General features: G+C 45.2%; 16 protein-coding genes. 8 read left to right on the top strand and 8 right to left on the bottom strand.

Annotated elements, in window-relative coordinates:
• Window positions 1–136 precede the first annotated feature (136 nt).
• The 7 genes from NI467_RS04955 to NI467_RS04925 all read right to left on the bottom strand — a co-directional run bounded on the left by NI467_RS04955 (window position 137) and on the right by NI467_RS04925 (window position 8,456).
• Window positions 137–847: a 16S rRNA (uracil(1498)-N(3))-methyltransferase gene (locus tag NI467_RS04955; protein WP_253151312.1), complete on the bottom strand. Its 711-nt coding sequence runs from the start codon at window positions 845–847 to the stop codon at window positions 137–139.
• A 30-nt stretch (window positions 848–877) separates the two neighbouring features.
• Entirely contained in the window at window positions 878–1,714 is an 837-nt protein-coding gene (gene metF / locus NI467_RS04950) for a methylenetetrahydrofolate reductase [NAD(P)H] (protein WP_253151310.1), read from the bottom strand.
• A gap of 184 nt (window positions 1,715–1,898) precedes the next feature.
• Window positions 1,899–3,281: an adenosylhomocysteinase gene (gene ahcY, locus NI467_RS04945; RefSeq protein WP_253151308.1), complete on the bottom strand. Its 1,383-nt coding sequence runs from the start codon at window positions 3,279–3,281 to the stop codon at window positions 1,899–1,901.
• 527 nt (window positions 3,282–3,808) lie between these two features.
• On the bottom strand, window positions 3,809–4,333 hold the full coding sequence (locus tag NI467_RS04940) for a tetratricopeptide repeat protein (protein ID WP_253151306.1): 525 nt from the start codon (window positions 4,331–4,333) through the stop codon (window positions 3,809–3,811).
• A gap of 120 nt (window positions 4,334–4,453) precedes the next feature.
• Window positions 4,454–5,458 (bottom strand): Tim44 domain-containing protein, encoded by a 1,005-nt coding sequence (locus NI467_RS04935; RefSeq protein WP_253151305.1) that lies wholly within the window; start codon window positions 5,456–5,458, stop codon window positions 4,454–4,456.
• 113 nt (window positions 5,459–5,571) lie between these two features.
• Window positions 5,572–6,963, bottom strand: coding sequence for a DNA repair protein RadA (gene radA, locus NI467_RS04930; RefSeq protein ID WP_253151303.1), 1,392 nt, complete (start codon window positions 6,961–6,963; stop codon window positions 5,572–5,574).
• Window positions 6,964–7,103: 140 nt separating this feature from the next.
• Entirely contained in the window at window positions 7,104–8,456 is a 1,353-nt protein-coding gene (locus tag NI467_RS04925; RefSeq protein WP_151205871.1) for a sodium:alanine symporter family protein, read from the bottom strand.
• A gap of 640 nt (window positions 8,457–9,096) precedes the next feature.
• On the opposite strand from NI467_RS04925, the gene NI467_RS04920 reads away from it, so the two are divergent.
• The 7 genes from NI467_RS04920 to NI467_RS04890 all read left to right on the top strand — a co-directional run bounded on the left by NI467_RS04920 (window position 9,097) and on the right by NI467_RS04890 (window position 15,280).
• Window positions 9,097–10,500 (top strand): amino acid permease, encoded by a 1,404-nt coding sequence (locus tag NI467_RS04920; protein ID WP_253151301.1) that lies wholly within the window; start codon window positions 9,097–9,099, stop codon window positions 10,498–10,500.
• 132 nt (window positions 10,501–10,632) lie between these two features.
• Window positions 10,633–10,866: a lipoprotein gene (locus tag NI467_RS04915; protein ID WP_253151322.1), complete on the top strand. Its 234-nt coding sequence runs from the start codon at window positions 10,633–10,635 to the stop codon at window positions 10,864–10,866.
• A 24-nt stretch (window positions 10,867–10,890) separates the two neighbouring features.
• Entirely contained in the window at window positions 10,891–12,135 is a 1,245-nt protein-coding gene (lysA, locus tag NI467_RS04910) for a diaminopimelate decarboxylase (protein ID WP_253151298.1), read from the top strand.
• Window positions 12,136–12,150: 15 nt separating this feature from the next.
• Window positions 12,151–12,996 (top strand): diaminopimelate epimerase, encoded by an 846-nt coding sequence (gene dapF, locus NI467_RS04905; protein ID WP_253151296.1) that lies wholly within the window; start codon window positions 12,151–12,153, stop codon window positions 12,994–12,996.
• Window positions 12,997–13,093: 97 nt separating this feature from the next.
• Window positions 13,094–13,699, top strand: coding sequence for an alpha/beta fold hydrolase (locus NI467_RS04900; protein ID WP_253151294.1), 606 nt, complete (start codon window positions 13,094–13,096; stop codon window positions 13,697–13,699).
• Window positions 13,699–14,640 carry a site-specific tyrosine recombinase/integron integrase gene (xerA, locus tag NI467_RS04895; protein WP_374982200.1) on the top strand — a complete coding sequence of 314 codons (942 nt, stop codon included), beginning with the start codon at window positions 13,699–13,701 and terminating at the stop codon, window positions 14,638–14,640. Before NI467_RS04900 ends, xerA begins: the two co-directional genes overlap by 1 nt.
• 268 nt (window positions 14,641–14,908) lie before the next feature.
• The gene (locus tag NI467_RS04890; RefSeq protein WP_253151292.1) at window positions 14,909–15,280 is read left to right on the top strand and encodes a hypothetical protein; all 372 of its coding nucleotides are present in this window, start codon (window positions 14,909–14,911) and stop codon (window positions 15,278–15,280) included.
• Here the strand turns inward: NI467_RS04890 and NI467_RS04885 are convergent.
• Window positions 15,207–15,800, bottom strand: a complete 594-nt coding sequence (locus NI467_RS04885; RefSeq protein ID WP_253151291.1) for a GNAT family N-acetyltransferase — start codon at window positions 15,798–15,800, stop codon at window positions 15,207–15,209. The two genes, NI467_RS04890 and NI467_RS04885, sit on opposite strands and share 74 nt — an antisense overlap.
• Before the next feature lie 604 nt (window positions 15,801–16,404).
• On the opposite strand from NI467_RS04885, the gene NI467_RS04880 reads away from it, so the two are divergent.
• Window positions 16,405–17,157: an electron transfer flavoprotein subunit beta/FixA family protein gene (locus NI467_RS04880; RefSeq protein WP_151205880.1), complete on the top strand. Its 753-nt coding sequence runs from the start codon at window positions 16,405–16,407 to the stop codon at window positions 17,155–17,157.
• The last annotated feature ends 14 nt before the right edge of the window (window positions 17,158–17,171 follow it).

Here is a 17,171-nt window from a genome sequence, read left to right as displayed (position 1 = left end):
GAAAAAAGAAGAGTTTAAGGAAATTTTGGCAATTTTAAGAAGGCAGAACCCTGATAGGATAAGGGTTCTGTGAAATTTGTCGTGTACAGAGATAAAAATCAATAAAATTAATAACTAAATATTATAATATGCCTATTTATAGGCGGTAATTTAAAATCGAAAGCGCTACCACAGGCGCAGTTTCGGTACGCAGTATCCGCTCTCCAATACACCAGTTTATAAAGCCTTTTTCATTTGCTGCCTGAATTTCCGCCTCACTTAAACCACCTTCCGGGCCAATGAGCAGAGCAAGATCAGGTGTGGCTTGGGCAAGTACATCAACTTCATCTTTATTAGGAGCAAGAACCAGTTTGGTCGCTGGCAGTTCGCTTGCTAACCAGTCTTGCAAAGACAGGGGAGCTAAAATCTCAGGCACAAGATTTAAACCGCATTGTTCGCAGGCTGCAATTACTATTCCACGCCAATGATTTAATTTTTTCTGATCACGTTCATATTTTAGACGCATTTCACAGCGTTCTGAGGTTAGAAGCTGAATATGAGAGACACCCAGCTCTACTGCTTTTTGAATCGCATAGTCCATGCGTTCCCCCTTGCTCATCACCTGACCCAGAAGAGCTTTAAACTTAGGCGTGCGATTGGTCGAGTTAAAGTGATTGACCTGCACCATTGCCGACTTTTTGGCAATATCTACAAGCTCAACCTCATATTCACCACCTTGCCCATTGAACAAGGTGGCTTTTTCTCCTACTTGAGCACGTAATACTTTGATCCAGTGATGAAATACTGGTTCAGTCAGTTCAAGAGTGTGATCAACTGCTAAATCAGCTTCAATAAAAAAACGTGGCATTCAGGTATTACTCTCAACTAGGAAATTGAATTATGCAAGACCAAGGTCTTTCACAAGCTGAAGGGTGGGGTCGGTGGTATTCATGGTATAGAAGTGCAAACTCGGTGCTCCGCCAGCAATCAGGCGCTCACAGAATTTCACCACGACTTCATGACCAAAGGCTCGGATACTGGCAGTATCATCTCCATAGGCGGCTAACTGCTTGCGAATCCAGCGTGGAATCTCGGCACCTGTACCATCTGCAAAGCGAATCAGATTGCTGGCATTGGTAATCGGCATAATCCCGGGCGCTACCGGAATATTGACACCTTCTTTCTGAATACGCTCAACAAAGTAGAAGTAGGCATCCGGATTGAAGAAGAATTGGGTAATCGCTGCATTGGCCCCCGCATTGGCTTTTTCACAGAAACGCTGAATATCCTGGTCAAGACTCTCAGCTTGTGGGTGCATTTCCGGATAAGCTGCGACTTCAATAGTGAAATGATCGCCTGAATGTTCACGAATAAAGCGAACCAAATCCTGGGCATAAGGCAGCTCTCCCAAGCCAACCTGACCGGAAGGCAAGTCTCCACGTAGCGCTACAATGCGGTCAATGCCTTGTAGCTTGTAAAGATCTAGTAACTCGGCAATACGCGCTTTGTCATCTCCAATACAAGACAGGTGAGGTGCTACTGGTGTACCTTTGCCATTGAAATCATTGATGGTCGATAAAGTGCGTTCACGCGTCGATCCGCCAGCCCCATAAGTCACAGAGAAGAATTCTGGATTTAAAAGTTGCAGCTCTTGGTGTACAGTTTTGAGCTTTTCCGCACCTGCATCAGTTTTGGTCGGGAAAAATTCAAACGAAATTGGAATCTGTTTTGACATGTTCAAATCCTTTTTTTATAAATACTTTTTAATTAGTTTTACCTCTCCTGAATCCTCTCTTGCGCTGAGCTTCAAAGCAGTGCTTTAAGCACGCTCAGGAGAGGACTTACCCTCGATGACATACATTTGGTAATGAATGTTCCCTCTCCCTATGGGAGAGGGTTAGGGAGAGGATGGAGTTTAATTAGTATTTATAAGCATCCGATTTAAACGGACCTTCGACTTGAACCCCTAAATAATCCGCTTGTTCTTGCGTTAAAGTCGTTAATACGCCGCCGAAACCAGCAACCATTGCAGCAGCCACTTCTTCATCTAGTTTCTTGGGAAGTAGTTCTACACGAATCGCAGTCTGTTTTTGATCTTCAGGCAGATCGGCAAACTTTTCAGCAAACAAGTGCATTTGAGCAAGTACCTGGTTGGCAAAAGAACCGTCCATCACACGTGATGGGTGACCTGTTGCGTTCCCCAGGTTCACCAGACGACCTTCAGAAAGCAGGATCAGGTAATCGTTTTCATTTTCAGAGCGATATACTTGATGAACTTGAGGTTTTACTTCAACCCACTTGTAACCACGTAAATAGTTGGTGTCAATTTCAGTGTCAAAGTGGCCAATGTTACATACCACTGCACCCGGTTTTAAAGTGTCTAACATGGCAGCATCACATACGTGGTAGTTACCTGTTGTGGTAACAATCAGATCCGTGTTTTGCAGAAGCTCAAGGTTGATGTCTTCTTTTTTGCCTGTTTGAACGCCATTTTTGTATGGTGCAACCACTTCGTAGCCGTCCATACATGCTTGCATGGCACAGATTGGGTCGATTTCAGTAACACGTACAATCATGCCTTCTTGGCGAAGTGACTGGGCAGAGCCTTTACCTACGTCACCATAACCAATCACAAGCGCGCGACGGCCAGATAACAGCATATCTGTACCACGTTTGATCGCATCGTTAAGTGAGTGACGGCAACCGTATTTATTGTCGTTTTTAGACTTGGTGACTGAATCGTTGACGTTGATTGCAGGTACTTTCAGAGAACCGTCTTTCCACATTTCTAGCAGACGTTGTACGCCTGTAGTGGTCTCTTCAGTAATCCCGTGGATTTTTGCCAGCATTTCAGGATATTTTTCATGAACCAGTGCAGTCAAGTCACCGCCATCATCCAGAATCATGTTGGCATCCCAAGGTTTGCCATTGACATTAATCTGTTGTTCTAGACACCATACATATTCTTCTTCGGTTTCACCTTTCCAGGCAAATACAGGTACGCCAGATGCTGCAATTGCAGCCGCAGCATGGTCTTGAGTCGAGAAAATATTACAAGAAGTCCAACGAACTTCTGCACCTAATTCAACCAATGTTTCAATTAAAACTGCAGTTTGAATCGTCATGTGGATACAGCCGAGAATTTTCGCGCCTGCCAGTGGTTTCGCAGCTGAATAACGCTTACGAAGCCCCATTAATGCCGGCATTTCTGCTTCAGCAAGTTTGATTTCTTTACGGCCATAGTCAGCCAGTGAAATATCAGCAACTTTATAATCTGTAAATGAAGCATTAACCGCGTTCATCACGATCTCCTTATAAAAAACAATAATTGATCATTCAGTTCGCGGATGCCGTTGTTGGTCTGTCTAGAAAAAGACTGGCCGATCGTCGAGCCTGGCGCTTTTACATTTTGTACCTGTAAAACGTCGCAGCATCCCTCGACTAGCGGGGTATTGTACTTGGAAACTAATTCTGTTCCAACTCTATCGCTGCGCTATTTATAGATAATGGTCAAAATTTAGGAAAGTTAGTCTGTAAAAATAGTAATCGCGTGTGGAGTTTAGCCAATAAAAAGTAAATAGCTATGCTCAGAAGTCTTGCTAAAAAGTGATTAGATGATGATTCCTGATTATTTTTTCGGACTCAGGCGAGTGTGCTGATTTTCATCTTGTTTTAAAGTAAAGAGGAAATTCAAATTGCTATTATAAATTTGGACAAACGAACTTAAGTATTGAATATCTAACTATAAAAATTGAAGATATTTTTGATTGCATAAAAAACTGGCGAATCTGAAAAGATTGAACAGCCCATCATTAGATGGGCTTCTCATTTATTTTATTTTCTGCTCAATTTCATCTGCTTTTTGTGTCCAGTAATCTGCCTGTTCTTCATCAGCATCAATCCCCAGACCATTGGCATAGATAAAGGCCAGATCACGCATCGCCTGAACCTCACCCCATTCAGCAGCTTGCTTCACCAGTGTGATAGATTTTTCGACATCTTTTTCAATGACATCACCGCGGCGGTAAAAACCTGCCAGTTCCAAGGTTGCTGCAGGGTGCTTCTCGATATTGGCCTTGCTTAACCAGTAATAGGCTAACTCAAAGTGTGCTTTGGATTCTTCCGGGTCTTCTTCCGCCAGTTCTTTGGCATAGACCGTATAGCCTTCACCCAGCCAGTACATGGCTTCAACCAGTCCGCCGTTGGCTGCTTTTAAAGCCCATTCTTCTGCCAGAATGATGTCATCTTCATGCTCGCTTTGCATATACAGTTCAGCCAGTTCAAATTGCGCTTCGGCATTACCGGCAAGGGCACGATTAGAAAGGGCAGCAGGAGGAGAAATACGCTGAGTCATAAGGCAACCTCAAATATAGTGGCCCTAGGGTAAAATGAAAGCTCAAGAAAAGCTAATACTGCGCCATAAAAAAGCGATCCGAAGATCGCTTTTAAAACAGTATTATTAAATTGCTATAAATTACAGTTCTTGCTGGATGCCTGCAACCAGCCAGTCTTGTTGGGAACCAGCAGGCTTTACAAAGTGCCAGATCTCAGCAAATGGTTGTGGTTGGCTGTTCAGGTCTTCGCTTACTGTACCGGTAAAGCGTACACTCACCACGTATTGACCATTTTCTGTAGATGAATCTGCGACCATCGCATTCAAGTTCGAGAACTCCGCTACGTCCTGATCCTGATTGGCCATAATATCGTTATACATGGACTGATACAGGTCAGGAGTTAAATAGCGCTGAATCTCAGAAATATTGCTTGCTGTATTCATGGACTGAATATGGTTGAAGCGCTGACGTGCAACACGCAGGAAGGCAGCCGGCTCAGTTCCATCTGGTAACTGCTGACCACTATTGGTATACGCTGTACCGAATGGCGCATTATTTACCGGCGCTGAACCAAATGGTGCATTATTGCCCGTAGTGTTCCCGCTCACGCTTTGACCAAAGATGTTGGTATTATCACCACCACGCGGTGCAGCAGGCGCTTGGCCAAAGGGTGCTGGCTGGCCAGCACCACTATTTGGCGCATACGGATTAGAAGCTACTTTTTTTTTTGCGCCCATCTTACGGAAAATAAAGAAGGCAACAGCAGCAGCAAGCAGGATCCAGATCCAGCCTGGAATACCGCCTTTTTCCTCTTCTTGAGCTGCCTGAGCTTCAGAGGCTGCAGCATTTTGATCATCAGCCAGTGCGTTGGCAGCAACTGCACCAATGGCAGCACCCGCAACACCCGCAGCAACCATACCACCTACACCTGGGCCAGATTTTTGCTGGGTTGCAGCACCCGCGGCTGGAGCCTGTTGTGCAGGTGCAGCTTGACGAGGTTGCTGATAAGACTGAGTAGGCGCCGCAGAACGTTGCATACCGTGGCTTTTACCGCCACCGGCACGTTTTGCTTCAGCAGTGAAAGGTGCAACCAGTAATGCTGCTGTTAAAAAGCCGGCGATCAAACCACGCTGTCGAACTTCCATCCAATTTTCCTATATGAATAAATCTATTTGAACTCTCTATTTATATAGGCTTTATAGAGAATTTCAATTAGAAATCTGTATTTTTTTAGGCTTTTTCCCGATTTTAATCCACGCTAATTTAGCTCGTCACTTAAGCTGATGGCTTCTGTCAAGGCTTCATGTAAACGTGCTACCGCAATCACCTGAACGCCTGGAATCGGTTTTTGCGGTGCATTGGCACGTGGCAAAATAATATATTTAAAGCCATGTTTGACTGCTTCTTTCAGGCGCTCCTGGCCATTGGGTACCGGACGAATTTCTCCAGACAATCCAACTTCACCAAACACTGCGAGCTGCTGAGGCAGGGCTTTGGTACGGATACTGGAAGCACAGGCAAGTAGAACAGCCAGGTCTGACCCTGTTTCGGTAATTTTCAGGCCGCCGACTATATTGACATAGACATCCTGTCCGGAAGTCTGAACGCCTCCATGCCGGTGCATCACCGCCAGTAACATATTAAGCCGATTCTGTTCCAGTCCAAGTGCCACACGGCGTGGTTGACCATGAGCATCATCTACAAGCGCCTGAACTTCAACCAGTAAAGGGCGCGTACCTTCACGGCTAATCATCACGATTGAACCCGGAATGGCTTCATCATAGCGGCTCAGGAAAATCGCAGAAGGGTTGGCCACTTCACGCAGGCCTTTATCGGTCATGCCAAACACGCCGAGTTCATTCACTGCACCAAAACGGTTTTTGACTGCACGGATCATGCGGTAGCGTGAATCTGACTGACCTTCAAAATACAGCACACAGTCCACCATGTGTTCCAGCACACGTGGACCCGCCAGCGCACCTTCTTTGGTCACATGGCCGACAATAAACAGGGCGGTACCACTATTTTTAGCAAAACGCGTCAGCAGGGCCGCCGATTCGCGGATTTGGGAAACACCACCCGGTGCAGACTGTAAGGTTTCGGTATATAAGGTTTGAATCGAGTCCAAAATGGCCACCGCAGGACGTTCCTGCGCCAGCACTTCACAGATGCGTTCCACACAGGTTTCAGCCATGACTCTAAGCCGATCTGTCGGCAGCTCCAGACGCTGGGCGCGTAAAGCCACCTGCGATAAAGATTCTTCACCGGTTACATAAAGCGCCGAGCTGTTGCCTGCTGCCATATGAGTGGCTGTTTGCAGCAGGATAGTGGATTTACCAATACCGGGGTCCCCTCCGATCAGGACCACAGAACCTGTAACCAGACCACCCCCCAATACACGGTCAAACTCGCTGATTCCAGTCGGAAGACGGGTTTCATGAGAAACAGAAATTTTATTTAAGGTGGTGATTGCGGCGGCCTGACCGGCGTAACCTCCGCCCATTTTAGGCTGGGCACGGTGTGTCGTTGCAGGGGCAATAGTCACTTCTACCAAGCTGTTCCATTCACCACATTCTGAACATTGACCAGCCCATTTAGAATGATCTGTGCCACATTGTTCACAACGATATACACTTTTTGCTTTAGCCATAATCGATATAAAAACTGATAAAACTATTGCACAGCATACAGAGTAAAGGTGGTTTTTAAAATCATTCAGCGAAGATGAAAATCAAAAACCACCAGAAGCCAGAAGAGAAGGTAGTTTGCTGGTTCAGAAAACTTCTGGTCTTAATACAGCTCGCCAGATTGGCGACGGGCAACAAAGTCTTTGGACTCCTTAACGATAATACCGGACAGTAATAGCAGCGCAATCAGGTTAGGTACAGCCATCAGGCCATTAAAGGTATCGGCGAAGAGCCAGACCAGATCTAGAGTGGCGACGCAGCCGACAAAAACCGACAGGATATAAATGATGCGATACGGCAGGACAAACCTCTCACCAAGCAGATAGGTGGCACATTTTTCACCATAATAGCTCCAGCCGAGAATCGTGGAATAGGCAAAGAAAATAATCCCGAAAGTCACCACCCAGCCCCCAACGCCCGGTAGCAACCGGTCAAATACCTGGGTGGTCAGCACGGCGCCGGTTTCACCACCAAAACTGCTGCCAGCCAGAATATAGCCAATTACCAGTACAATACCGGTAATTGAACAGACAATAATGGTGTCAATAAATGTACCGGTCATCGATACCAGACCCTGCCGAACAGGATGGTCGGTTTTGGCCGCAGCAGCAGCGATTGGGGCAGAGCCCATACCAGCTTCATTGGAAAATACTCCGCGCGCCACACCATAGCGAATGGCAGCACCGACGGCACCACCCATGGCAGCCTCACCAGTAAAGGCATAAGTGAAAATCATTTTTAGGGCAGGCATCACCAGTTCAAGATGAGTAAAGATAATAATTAAGCCTCCGGCCACATAGCCCAGTGCCATGATCGGAACAATCAGGGAAGCCGCTTTGGAAATGGATTTAATCCCGCCCAGAATCACCAGGGCAGAAAGTAGGGTAATCACCACACCAGTGATCCAGGTTTCAACTCCCAGACTGTTTTCTACAGCCAGCGCAACGGTATTGGATTGAACCGAACTGCCGATTCCGAAAGAGGCCAAGGTGCCGAACAGGGCGAAGATCAGGGCCAGCCACTTCCATTTAAGTCCGCGCTCAATGTAGTACATCGGGCCACCGGACATTTCACCTTTTTCATTTTTAATGCGGTATTTCACTGCCAGTACGCCTTCACCATACTTGGTGGCCATACCAAACAGCGCCGTCATCCACATCCAGAAGATTGCACCCGGACCGCCCAATACACAGGCTGTGGCCACCCCGGCAATATTACCGGTACCAATGGTGGCAGACAGGGCAGTCATGAGAGAGGCAAAATGGGAAATATCCCCATGTTTTTCATGAGCAGGATGCTTGCCAAACACTTGTTTGATTGCAAAAGGCAGCATACGGAATTGCCAGAATACTAGGCGGAAAGTGAGGAATACACCGGTGCCAACCAGCAGTACCAGCATATAAGGGCCCCAGATCCAGCCGCTCAAAGTTTCCATCAGACTTTGTAAATTTTGCATAAAATTCTTCTTATTGATCCATGTCAGTTTTATTGGAGGTCTTGATTAAAAAGTAATTACGATGCCAAGTGCGTTCATCCTGAACACAAATAATGGCGGATTTGTCTTCTATTTTTTGCACAATTTAAAAGTTTTGACAAGAAAATACTTGTTCGATTCACCAAGATAGAGAAACTCGGCAGGACAAAAGATAGCGCTAAATGTTAAGCATGACGTACAGGCCTGTGGGGGAATGGGAATTGAAGGAGACCAGTCATCTGCTCATAGACGAAAGGCTGTTATTGGAATACACGAGTTATCCTCAAACTTAATAAAAAATAATTTCAACAAGATTGGGCTAAGTAGTTTGATTTTTCAGGCAGAAAGACGGCTGTCTGAGAAATATCGACACCGATTGACTCAAATTTTAGAGAAATCCTCAAGAATGCAGAATAATTCGCTACTATAGCTTTCCTGGAAACCAGAGGGATCAGTTTGGTGTACTCACTGAATGGATGGCTCTGGTTCTCTTGGTTTCAAGTCAATTTCTTAGCCGCGACTCGAGTGAATGGGAAAATATAAATGAAAAGCGATTTTCTTTTTTGTATTTTTATATTTTTAAGTTAACTTGTCGCCATTAAAAACAAAGTTGAAATGAATAATGTCAGAAAAATATAGCCACTCATCATCGCAAGAGGGTGAATTACAGCGTAGCTTGTCTAACCGGCATCTGCAGCTAATTGCGATTGGTGGGGCAATCGGAACCGGCCTGTTTATGGGCTCGGGAAAAACCATCAGTTTGGCAGGACCGTCTATTCTGGTGATCTATATGATCATCGGCTTCATGGTGTTTCTGGTCATGCGTGCCTTAGGCGAATTATTACTGTCTAATTTGCACTATAAATCGTTTATTGATTTTGCTACTGACCTGATCGGACCATGGGCAGGATATTTTATCGGCTGGACCTATTGGCTGTGCTGGATCACCATCGGTATTGCAGATCTTTCTGCAATTATTTATTACCTGCAGTTCTTCAATAACGGCCTGCCTTTCACCGCGGGTGAAGGGGTGCTGATCAGTATTGCCGCCATTGTCTTTATCATGGGACTGAACCTGGTCACAGTAAAACTGTTTGGTGAAATGGAGTTCTGGTTTGCCCTGATCAAGATTATTGCCATTATCGTATTGATTGCGGTGGGTTTATGGATGATCTTTACCGGATTTACCTCCGATGCGGGTACACAGGCTTCCTTTAGTCATCTCTGGGAGCATGGTGGTTTATTCCCAACGGGCGCCATGGGTTTCCTGGCGGGTTTCCAGATTGCCATTTTCGCCTTTGTCGGGGTAGAGCTGGTCGGTACCACAGCTGCTGAAACCAAAGATCCGGAAAGAAACCTGCCTAAAGCGGTCAATTCGATTCCGATTCGTATCATTATTTTCTATGTGCTTGCCTTGCTTATCGTGATGTCGGTTACGCCGTGGAACCAGATTGACCCGAATATTTCGCCATTCGTTGATCTGTTCAGTCAGGCGGGCATTGCTGCGGCTGCTATTATCATGAACTTGGTCGTGTTGTCCTCGGTCATGTCCTCCATGAATAGTGGTGTGTTTTCGACCAGCCGGATGTTGTTTGGTTTGTCACGTGAACAGCAGGCACCGAAATCCTTTGGACGTTTAAACAGTCGCGCTGTACCTGCCAATGCCCTGTATTTTTCTGCAGTATGTCTGTTATTAGGCGCCGCTTTGCAGTACTTCGTGCCGAACACCGTAGAAGCATTTACTCTGGCAACGACCCTGTCGACGATTTTATTTATCTGTGTATGGCTCATGATTATCTGGAGTTATATGATTTACTATAAAACCCGTCCCGAGTTACATGCCAAGTCGGTGTTTAAATTACCAGGTGGACTGGTGACCTGCTGGATTGTGATTATTTTCTTTGTTGCCATGATTGGTGTCTTGGCGCTGGAAGAAGATACGCGTCGTGCCCTGATGGTCAGTCCGATCTGGTTTGTTTTACTGGTTATTGGTTATCTGGGCTTCTATAAACAGAAACATAAATAATCCATATCAATAAAAACGTCAGCGATCTGCTGGCGTTTTTTAATGTCTCAAGATACTCTCTAAGCTTGAGCGCTTTGGTCTATTTCTATCATCGCGCTATACTTTATGAAAATACTCAGATTAGGTGGTCAGATGCATCAGGTCATTTGCTACATCAGTTTAATTACAGCCGGCTTTGTGCTGGCAGGTTGTGGACAATCGGGAGCTTTACATCTTCCTGCTGACCCAAATCACGATAAGCGTGCCAAATATCTGCTTTACAAAAACACCGAGCCTGCGACATCTGCGTCTGGTGAAAAACAGGATGCACCAGTTAGGCAGCAGTTTGAAGCACCCGTAGAATCCGATTCAACATCATCTCCTTAAAACGTTCAAAGAAAGGATACGTTCATGAGTTTCACCCGTATTAATGGGGTATTGCACGCCGAGCAATGTTCACTGCAACAGCTTGCCGAGCAGTTTGGCACACCACTGTATGTTTATTCCAAAGCCACTTTTGAAAAGCATTATCTGGAGATGGACCGTGCTTTTAGCTTTATCGATCATCAAATCTGCTTTGCGGTAAAGTCAAACTCTAATATTGCGGTATTGAATGTATTGGCCAAGCAGGGTGCCGGTTTTGATATTGTGACTGGTGGTGAACTGGCTCGTGTACTCAAAGCCGGTGGTGAAGCTGCAAAAATTGTGTTCTCGGGTTTGGGTAAATCTGAAGCGGATATTCAAAAAGCATTGGAAGTGGGGATTGCCTGCTTTAACGTTGAGTCACATGCCGAGCTGGATCGCATCCAGAAAGTAGCGGCTAAGATGGGTAAAAAAGCCCCGATTTCTTTACGCGTCAATCCAGACGTTGATGCCAAAACCCATCCTTATATTTCGACGGGTTTAAAAGAAAACAAGTTTGGTATTCCATCGGAGAGCGTATTTGACACTTACCAATACGCAGCATCTTTGCCGAATCTGGAAATAGTGGGAATTGACTGTCATATCGGTTCGCAATTGACTGAAACCCAGCCTTTTGTCGATGCACTGGATCGTGTCATTGTGATGATTGATAAGCTGAAAGAGCTGGGGATTCAGTTGAAACATATCGACATTGGAGGTGGCTTGGGAGTGACCTATAGAGATGAAACTCCGCCATCTGTCGAAGAATATGCCAATGCACTGCGTCCGGCCCTGGAAAAGCTGGGTCTAAAAGTTTATATGGAACCGGGCCGTAGCATTTCAGCCAATGCCGGCGTATTGCTGACTAAAGTAGATTTACTGAAACCAACGGTTCACCGCAACTTTGCCATCATCGATGCCGCGATGAATGACTTGATCCGCCCGGCGTTGTATGAGGCCTGGATGGATATTCAGCCGGTAACACCACGTACAGATACAGCGAGTAAAGAGTGGGATGTGGTCGGTGCGATCTGTGAGACGGGTGACTTTCTGGGTAAAGAGCGTCAGCTTGCCATTCAGGAAAATGATGTGCTGGCTGTACTGGGTGCAGGCGCATATGGTTTTGTGATGAGCTCGAACTATAACAGCCGTGGCCGAGCCGCTGAAGTGATGGTCAATGGTGATCAGGCACATCTGATTCGTGAACGTGAAACGATTGAATCACTTTGGGAACGCGAGCGTTTATTGCCTTAAAAGGAGTAAATCAAAGTGTTATTAGAATTTACCAAGATGCATGGCCTGGGCAATGACTTTATGGTGGTGGATCTGATCAGCCAACGCGCTTATCTGGATACGCTGACCATTCAACGTTTGGCTCACCGTAATTTTGGTGTGGGTTTTGATCAACTGCTGATTGTTGAACCGCCTGATATTCCAAGTGCAGATTTTAAATATCGTATTTTTAACGCCGATGGTTCTGAGGTTGAACAGTGTGGTAATGGCGTGCGTTGTTTTGCGCGTTTTGTGCATGAACGTCAACTGACCAGTAAGACCAAAATCAAGGTGCAGACCAAAGCTGGCATCATTGAGCCGGAGCTGGGGGCCAATGGCTGGGTGCGGGTCAATATGGGCTATCCGAAATTCCTGCCGCAGGAGATTCCATTCCTGGCGGATGAGCCGGATAATTTATATGACATCGATTTGGAAGGTGATAGAAAGCTGACCATTGATGTGGTGAATATGGGCAATCCACATGCGGTGACTATTGTTCCGAATGTGCTCACCGCAGATGTCGCAAAAATTGGTCCGCAGGTAGAATCGCATCAGCGTTTTCCTGCCCGGGTCAATGCCGGTTTTATGCAGATTGTGGATGAAATGCATGCACGTTTGCGAGTCTATGAGCGTGGGGTCGGGGAAACTCTGGCCTGTGGCACAGGGGCCTGTGCGGCAGCAGTTTCAGGTATGCGCCGTGGCTTGCTGTCCAGTAAGGTCGAGATGGAGCTTGCTGGCGGCAAATTGCAGATTGAATGGGTCGAGGGCGATGTGGTCTGGATGACCGGGCCAACGGCAAATGTCTATGAAGGACGTCTGGATCTACGTTATTTTCAGGGTTAATGTAGAACCTCGGGCGATCTAAAAAAGCGCTGTGCTCAGAACGGCGCTTTTTTTATGTTAGGATAAAATTATATTAAATGCATAGAACAACAACGCCATGAATCAGCTTGTATTTTTACCAGGAGCATCAGGCAGTCAAGGTTTCTGGCAACCTTTGACTACTTATTTAGCACCAGGACAGGCTTATCAGATTTTGGCTTATCCGGGATTCGATGGCATCGCGCCAAATTCGGCCATTCACAACCTGCATGATCTGCAAGCCTATCTGAATCAGCAGATTGAAGCAGATTCTATCTTGGTTGCACAGTCTATGGGCGGTGTGCTGGCGCTTGGGCTTGCGCTTAATCACCCCGAAAAAGTCAAAGGACTGGTTTTGCTGGCTACATCTGGCGGCCTAAACGTGCAGCAGTTTGGCTGTGCAGACTGGCGAAAAGGTTATCGCGAGCAGTTTAAGGCAGTCCCTGACTGGTTTTTAGAAGACCAAACCGAATTTAGTCCGGAGCAACTTGCCAGCCTTGAGATTCCCATCTTGCTGATCTGGGGAGATCAGGATTCTTTAAGTACTGTTCAGCTAGGACAATATCTGGAACAGACCTTTCGAAGTGCAACACTACATACCCTCCAAGGCGGGGATCACTTTTTTGCTGCCAGTCAGCCTGCACAGGTGGCTGCGCTGATTGATACCTATCTGGAGCGTATTTAATGGAATATATGGAGGGAACTGCTAAAGAGTTGCTCGGGATCTGGTTAAAAGAACGGGAAATTCAAAACCAGTCCAAACATACTTTACAGGCTTATACGCGTGATGTGACTGATTTTCTGGAATTCTGTGCACAGCAAAAACTGGCTTTAAATGATGTCGAAGCCACAGATTTGCGTCAGTTTCTGGCTGAAAAGGTAGAACAGCAAGGCTTGAGTTCAAGCAGTTTGCAACGCATGCTGTCCTCTATCCGCCAGTTCATGAAATGGGCGCAGCAGTCTCAGTATCTGGTCTTTAATCCGGCCGATGATTTTCAGCTGAAGCGTCAGTCACGTCCTTTGCCGGGAATGATTGATATTGAAACGGTCAACCAAATTCTAGATCAGTCCGCGCCCGAAACTCAAGCACAGCAGCAGATGTGGCTGAGAGACAAAGCAATTTTGGAGTTGTTATATTCCAGCGGCTTGCGGCTAGCGGAAATTCAAGGTCTAAGAATCAAGGACATTGATTTCAATCGTCAATTATTAAGAATTACCGGTAAGGGGAACAAAACTCGAGTGGTACCATTTGGTTCAAAAGCCAAAGACAGCTTAATGGAATGGCTGAAAATTTATCCGTTATGGAATGGTGACTTTGTCGCAGATGCGAATGTCTTTATTACCCAAAAAGGCCAGCCACTGGGCGCCCGTCAAATTGAAAACCGGGTCAAGTTTCAGGCACAGCGCGCCGGTGTAAATGTCGATCTGCATCCGCATTTATTAAGACATTGTTTTGCCAGTCACATGCTGTCAAATAGCGGAGATCTACGCGCCGTTCAGGAGATGCTGGGGCATAGCAATTTAAGCACCACACAAATTTATACCCATCTTGATTTTGACCGTCTGGCACAGATTTATGATCAAGCCCATCCTCGCGCCCAACTTAAAAAATCGGACAGTTTTTAAAAATTAAGAGAGCAAGCAGGCTTTGCCGGTTTATGGTTTGTTAATTCTGGCGACCTCCTTGTCATCTAATTTAAATCAGGGGGTGAAACAATAGGGAGTCTATCTAGATGGCATTTGAACTATTGTCGCATAATAAAAAGTCAATTTATAAGGTATAAAAGCCTCCTATCAGTATAAAGTGGGTTTGCATGAATAATCGAAGGGAAGGAAATTATTAACTGCCCCCACTCGTCATGTAAATATTGGAAAGAAAAATATAGGCAAAGTAATGATTTTAGATATTTTAGAGAAATATGATCAATTAACTGCTGCACAAAAAGAAATTTTTGCAGGCTATGGCTTGCGTCAGGTCAAACACTTTGTAGAAATCAGTTTAGCCAAGATTGAACCTATACTTCCGGAAAATACCGTGGTTCAAGGAGTCAATGCTGCCGGTAAAGTTCAGGCGGTAAATCCGGTTACACAACAATATTATCTGTGGATTTCAGACCTACAGTGGCAAGAAACAGCACAGCCCTCGGCTCATATTGATTTGAAAGAAGACTTTATGGCCGTTTGGGAGGTTTTTAAACTTGCGCAATATGAATTGATTGACTTAAGCCATGTACATCGTGATTTCCTGGAAAGTCAGCCTGCTTAAGGCTATATAAAATATGTGGGGCTAGAGCGTGGTGTCTGTCCAAGGCAGGATGATCAAAATATCCCACAATATTCATATTTAAACGCTGCATTACGGCTTGTGACTTTATATTATTCACTGCGGTAAATGACACAACTTCGGCAAGATTTAAATGTTGAAATGCAAAGACGAGACAGGCAAGTGCTGCTTCAGTTGCATAGCCTTTTCCCCAATACGCCTGAGCCAGACGCCAGCCCACTTCAGTACAGGGAGAAAAACTGAATTGTTGCGGTTGATAATGTAAGCCGGTAAAATCAATAAATTGTCGGCTGCATTTTAATTCTAGTGCCCAAAATCCCCAACTCTGTTCTTCAATCAGTTGGTAGAATTTATCTGCCAAGGCATTGCTTTGCCTGGTATTCAGGCATTGTGGAAAATGGTGCATCACTTCCGGGTCTGCATTCATCTTGGCAAAAGCCGGATAGTCCGAGGGATGCCATTGCCGCAGTAATAGCCGTGTGGTCTCAATTTCAATAGGCATAAAATATTCCGGAGGTTTTTTACAAGGGAAAGAGAAGTATATTTGCTCATTTAACCCCATCTACAGTTTGTAAGTAGTCGCTAATTCTGAACCCTCAGACTTTAAAATCAAACCCCCTGAATTCGGCATGCTTTGGGGATGAAAGAAGGGAGAAAGTACAAGAAAATTTAACCTGAATGGAGGAGAAATAGACATCAGAATAATACTTCATCGAAGATGAATGGTCAGTCAGAGAAAGCTATGTCTAAAATGACAAAAATATTAAGGCCAGAGAATTGATTATTTTGTGGGCCAAAAGAGGTGGGCTGGATATTTTAGCAGCACTACATCAAAACTACTGATGGAATTAATCAAATAAAAAAATACTAAAAATCAAAGGTTAATTTTTATATAAAACTGGATGCAATCCCTTGTAATAAAAAGATACTTATTAATTGTGAACGCATCGTTCAAGGAAATTTATATATTTTTACAGCTCTTTCCTGAATTGTGACTTGACCGAAATGCCGTACGCATTGCAAGATAGGGCACCTAAAAAAATTTAAGTGAAGAGTTACAATAACTTTTCTCAACATTTACATTTGCTAAAACAGCCGAGGATTACATGAAGGCTCTTGTTGCTGTAAAACGTGTGGTTGATGCCAACGTTAAGGTTCGCGTTAAGCCGGACAACAGTGGTGTTGACTTAACAAACGTTAAAATGTCAATTAACCCATTCTGTGAAATCGCAGTGGAAGAAGCGGTTCGTTTAAAAGAAAAAGGAACTGTTTCAGAAATCGTTGTTGTATCTATTGGTCCTAAAGAGGCGCAAGAACAAATCCGTTCTGCGATGGCGCTTGGCGCTGACCGCGGTATTCTGGTGGAAGCTGATGATAGTCAGCTGGGTGCACTGGAAATTGCCAAAATTCTAAAAGGTGTGGTTGACGCTGAACAACCGCAACTGATCCTTCTGGGTAAACAGGCAATTGATGACGACTCTAACCAGGTTGGTCAGATGCTGGGTGCGCTTATGGGTGCAGGCCAAGGTACATTCGCTTCGGAAGTTAAAGTTGAAGGCGATAAAGTACAAGTGACGCGTGAAATCGACGGTGGTCTACAAACTGTTGAATTATCACTTCCAGCGATCATTACCACTGACTTGCGTTTGAACGAGCCACGTTATGCAGCTCTGCCAAATATTATGAAAGCGCGTAAAAAGCCGCTGGATACCAAGTCTCCTGCAGATTTCGGTGTAACCGCTACAACTAAACTGAAAACAGTGAAAGTTGAGTCTCCTGCAGAGCGTAAAGCTGGCGTACAAGTGAAGTCTGTAGATGAGCTTGTAGAAAAATTGAAAAACGAAGCGAAAGTGATCTAATACAGAAGGATAAA

Source organism: Acinetobacter sp. S4397-1, assembly GCF_024129285.1.
In the GTDB taxonomy this organism is placed as follows: Bacteria; Pseudomonadota; Gammaproteobacteria; order Pseudomonadales; family Moraxellaceae; genus Acinetobacter; species Acinetobacter lwoffii_C.
Note: the sequence above shows the minus strand (reverse complement) of the source record. Positions and strands in the feature narration are given on the sequence as shown.

Excerpts from the sequence above, each read along its gene's own strand:
- NI467_RS04955 (WP_253151312.1), bottom strand. The coding sequence starts at position 847 with ATGCCACGTTTTTTTATTGAAGCTGATTTAGCAGTTGATCACACTCTT.
- metF (WP_253151310.1), bottom strand. The coding sequence starts at position 1,714 with ATGTCAAAACAGATTCCAATTTCGTTTGAATTTTTCCCGACCAAAACT.
- ahcY (WP_253151308.1), bottom strand. The coding sequence starts at position 3,281 with ATGAACGCGGTTAATGCTTCATTTACAGATTATAAAGTTGCTGATATT.
- NI467_RS04940 (WP_253151306.1), bottom strand. The coding sequence starts at position 4,333 with ATGACTCAGCGTATTTCTCCTCCTGCTGCCCTTTCTAATCGTGCCCTT.
- NI467_RS04935 (WP_253151305.1), bottom strand. The coding sequence starts at position 5,458 with ATGGAAGTTCGACAGCGTGGTTTGATCGCCGGCTTTTTAACAGCAGCA.
- radA (WP_253151303.1), bottom strand. The coding sequence starts at position 6,963 with ATGGCTAAAGCAAAAAGTGTATATCGTTGTGAACAATGTGGCACAGAT.
- NI467_RS04925 (WP_151205871.1), bottom strand. The coding sequence starts at position 8,456 with ATGCAAAATTTACAAAGTCTGATGGAAACTTTGAGCGGCTGGATCTGG.
- NI467_RS04920 (WP_253151301.1), top strand. The coding sequence starts at position 9,097 with ATGTCAGAAAAATATAGCCACTCATCATCGCAAGAGGGTGAATTACAG.
- NI467_RS04915 (WP_253151322.1), top strand. The coding sequence starts at position 10,633 with ATGCATCAGGTCATTTGCTACATCAGTTTAATTACAGCCGGCTTTGTG.
- lysA (WP_253151298.1), top strand. The coding sequence starts at position 10,891 with ATGAGTTTCACCCGTATTAATGGGGTATTGCACGCCGAGCAATGTTCA.
- NI467_RS04900 (WP_253151294.1), top strand. The coding sequence starts at position 13,094 with ATGAATCAGCTTGTATTTTTACCAGGAGCATCAGGCAGTCAAGGTTTC.
- xerA (WP_374982200.1), top strand. The coding sequence starts at position 13,699 with ATGGAATATATGGAGGGAACTGCTAAAGAGTTGCTCGGGATCTGGTTA.
- NI467_RS04890 (WP_253151292.1), top strand. The coding sequence starts at position 14,909 with ATGATTTTAGATATTTTAGAGAAATATGATCAATTAACTGCTGCACAA.
- NI467_RS04885 (WP_253151291.1), bottom strand. The coding sequence starts at position 15,800 with ATGCCTATTGAAATTGAGACCACACGGCTATTACTGCGGCAATGGCAT.
- NI467_RS04880 (WP_151205880.1), top strand. The coding sequence starts at position 16,405 with ATGAAGGCTCTTGTTGCTGTAAAACGTGTGGTTGATGCCAACGTTAAG.